The organism is Roseisolibacter sp. H3M3-2 (assembly GCF_029211165.1).
GTDB lineage: Bacteria > Gemmatimonadota > Gemmatimonadetes > Gemmatimonadales > Gemmatimonadaceae > Roseisolibacter.
Genome location: NZ_JARGEK010000429.1, coordinates 1 through 3,721 on the forward strand (window position 1 = coordinate 1; position 3,721 = coordinate 3,721).

Below are 3,721 nucleotides of genomic sequence, written 5' to 3' on the forward strand. Positions count from 1 at the left end.
GCCGTGGGCGGCCGAGGACCGCGCGCTGGCCGCGGCGTTCGCGCGGCTCGCCGGCGACGCCGACGCGGCCTCGGACGGCGCGCTGCGCACGCGCCTCGCGGAGCTGGAGCGCCACGTCGACGAGATGCAGGCCGTCACCTCGCTCGGCAGCTTCGAGTGGTCGGTGCCCGACGACCGCGTCGCGTGGTCGGCGGAGCAGCTGCGCATCCACGGGCTGGACCCGGCGTCGCACCCGCGCGACCTCGCCGGCTTCCTGGCGTGCGTGCACCCCGACGACCGCGCCGGGGTCGCCGAGCAGACGGCGCGCATGCTGCGCGACGGCGGGATGGAGTGCACGTACCGCGTCGTGCGTCCCGACGGGACGGAGCGCACCGTGCACTCGCGCGGGCGGGCGTCGTACGACGCGGCGGGGAACGTCGCGCGCGTGGTCGGCACGTCGATGGACGTGACCGCGGTGCGCGACATCGAGCGCGAGCTGCGGGCGGCCAACGAGCGGCTGGAGCAGCGGGTCGCCGAGCGCACGGCGGAGCTGCGGCGGAGCGAGGAGCACTTCCGGCGGCTGATCGAGCACGCGCACGACCTCATCGTGATCGTCGACGACGACGGGCGCCCGCGGTACGGGAGCCCGTCGGTGCGGCGCATCCTCGGCTGGGACCCGCGCGAGATCGACGGCACGGAGGCGCCGCCGCCGTACCACCCCGACGACCTGCCGCGCATCGCCGGGTGGGTGCGCGGGCTGGCCGAGCGGCCGGGGGAGACGCACCAGCTCGAGTACCGGCTGCGCCACAAGGCCGGGCACTGGCTGACGCTGGAGGCGGTGTGCGCGGTGCCGGCCGACTACCGCCGCGGCGCCGGGCACGTGCTCAACATCCGCGACGCCACCGAGCGCACGCGCGCCGAGGCCGCGCTGCGCGAGAGCGAGGGGCGGCTGCGCGCGCTGATCGAGCAGCTGCCGGCCATCATCTACACGGCGTCGGTGGAGGAGGGGTACCCGACGCTGTTCGTGAGCCCGCAGGCGGAGCGCCTGCTCGGCTACCGCGAGGACGAGTGGCGCGCCAACGGGCGCCTCTGGCTCGACGCGGTCCACCCGGGGGACCGCGAGCGCGTGGAGCGCGACTGGAACGCCGCGCACGCCGAGGGGCGCCGCTTCGCCGCCGAGTACCGGATGGTGACGCGCGACGGGCGCGTGCTCTGGTTCCGCGACGAGGCCGCGGTGCTGCGCGGCGCCGACGGGCGCCCGCGCCACATCCAGGGCGTGATGCTCGACGTGACCGACCGCCGGCGGGCGGAGGAGGCGCTGTCCGCCCGCGAGGAGTACTTCCGCCGGCTCATCGAGAACAGCAGCGACCTGCTCATGATCTCGGGGACGGACATGCGCCTCACGTACGTGAGCCCGTCGGCCGAGCGGATGTTCGGGTACGCGCCGTCCGAGATGCTGGCCCGGCAGCCGGCCGACCTGCTGCACCCCGACGACGTCCCGCTCGTGCTCGACGTCATGCGCGACATCATCGAGCACCCGGGCGCGCAGCGGCGCGTCACGTGGCGCATCCGCCACCGCGACGGGGGCTGGCGCACCATCGACGCGATCGGGCGCACGATCGACCCGCACTCGGCGGCCGACGGCGTGGTGTGCAACGGGCGCGACGTCACGGAGCAGCGCGAGGCCGAGCTGGCGCTGCAGCGCAGCGAGGAGCACTTCCGCGCGCTCATCGAGCGGTCGTACGACCTGGTGCAGGTGCTCGACGCGCGCGGGCACGTGGTCTACACCGGCCCGTCGGTGCAGCGCCTGCTCGGGTACACGCCCGAGGAGATCGCGGGGATGACGATCCCCGACTTCATGCACCCCGACGACCTGCCGGCGGCGGCCGAGCTGGTCGGGCGCGTGCTGGCGGCGCCGGGGACGTCGGGCTCGCTCGAGTACCGCGTGCGGCACAAGGACGGGTCGTGGCGGTGGTTCGAGGCGTGGGCGCGCACGCTGTCGCCGACGTCGGCCGACGACGGGCTGGTGGCCAACGCGCGCGACGTGACCTCTCGGCGGGAGGCGCTGGAGGCGCTGCGGCGGGCCACGGCCGACGCCGAGCAGGCGCGCGAGGAGGCGGAGCGGGCCAACCGCGCCAAGAGCGAGTTCCTGAGCCGCATGAGCCACGAGCTGCGCACGCCGATGAACTCGATCCTCGGCTTCGCGCAGGTGCTGGAGGACGTGGAGCTGCCGCCCGCGTACCGCGGCGGCGTGCGGCACATCCTCAACGCCGGCCGCCACCTGCTGCGGCTGATCGACGAGGTGCTCGACATCGCGCGCATCGAGGCCGACGCGCAGCCGCTGGCGATCGAGCCGGTGCGCGTGGACGCGGCGGTGCGCGAGGCGATCGACATGGTGAGCCCGCTGGCGGCCAAGCGCGGGGTCCGGGTCGTCGAGCTGCCGCCGGCGGGGGAGCGGCGGTTCGTGCGCGCCGACCGGCAGCGGCTGGTGCAGGTGCTGCTCAACCTCCTGTCGAACGCGGTGAAGTACAACCGCGAGCAGGGCGCGGTGCGCATCGGCGTCTCGGCGGCGGCGGGGCCCGACGGCGCGGAGCGGGTGCGCGTGCTGGTGGAGGACGAGGGGCGCGGGATCGCGCCGGCGGCGCGCGACCAGCTCTTCGTCCCGTTCGCGCGGCTCGGCGCCGAGCAGACCGACATCGAGGGGACGGGGCTCGGGCTCGCGCTGTCGCAGCGGCTGGCGCGGGCGATGGGCGCCGAGCTGACGCTGGAGCGCACGGGGCCGGGCGGGAGCGCGTTCGCCGTCGACCTGCTGCCGGCCGAGGGGGTCGCGGCGGCGCTCCCCGTGGTCCCGGCCCCCGGCGCGGCGGCGGGGGCGGGCGGCGCGGCGACGCTGCTCTACGTCGAGGACAACCTCGCCAACCTCACGCTGGTGGAGACGATCCTGTCGTCGCGCCGCCCGGGGTGGCGCCTCGTCCCGGCGCTGCAGGGGCGGCTCGGGCTGGAGCTGGCGGCGGAGCACGGCCCGGACGTCGTGCTGCTCGACCTGCACCTCCCCGACATGCACGGGCGCGAGGTACTGCGGCGGCTGCGCGGCGCGCCGCGCACGGCGGCGACGCCGGTGGTCGTCATCAGCGCCGACGCCACGCCCAAGACGGTCGACGCGCTGGCCGCCGAGGGGGCCGACGCGTACCTCACCAAGCCGCTCGACGTGCGGGCGTTCGTGGCGACGGTGGACCGGCTGCTGGCGCGCGCGCGGCGCGGCTGAGCGGGCGCGCGGTGGACACGACGGCGTGCACGATCCTCCTCGTCGACGACGAGGCGGCGAACCTCGACCTGCTGGAGCTCGTGCTGCGCCCGCGCGGCTACGGGCGGCTGGTGCGCGTGGCCGACGCGCGCGAGGCGGTGGCGGCGTTCGAGGCCGCGGCGCCCGACCTCGTGCTGCTCGACCTGCACATGCCCCACCGCGACGGGCTGGCGGTGCTGGCCGAGCTGCAGGCGCGCGTCCCCGAGGGCGACTTCCTCCCGGTGCTGGTGCTGACGGCCGACGCCACGCCGGCGGCGCGCGAGCGGGCGCTGGCGGCGGGGGCGCACGACTTCGTCACCAAGCCGTTCGACCGGCTGGAGGTGCTGCTGCGGGCGCGCAACCTCCTGCGCACGCGGCTGCTGCACCGCGCGCAGCGCGACGCGCGCGGGGCCGCCGAGCTGGCGGCGGTGCAGGGGCGCCTGCTGGCCGACGAGTGGA

2 protein-coding genes are annotated in these 3,721 nt (G+C 76.5%); both read left to right on the top strand.

The annotated features are described in order from the left end of the window. Positions 1-3,244: PAS domain S-box protein (locus PYV61_RS22415; protein WP_275835863.1), on the top strand; the 3,244-nt coding region annotated here is incomplete at its 5' end. 11 nt (positions 3,245-3,255) lie between these two features. Then, positions 3,256-3,721 (top strand): response regulator (locus tag PYV61_RS22420; RefSeq protein WP_275835865.1); only part of this gene is annotated, 466 nt, incomplete at its 3' end.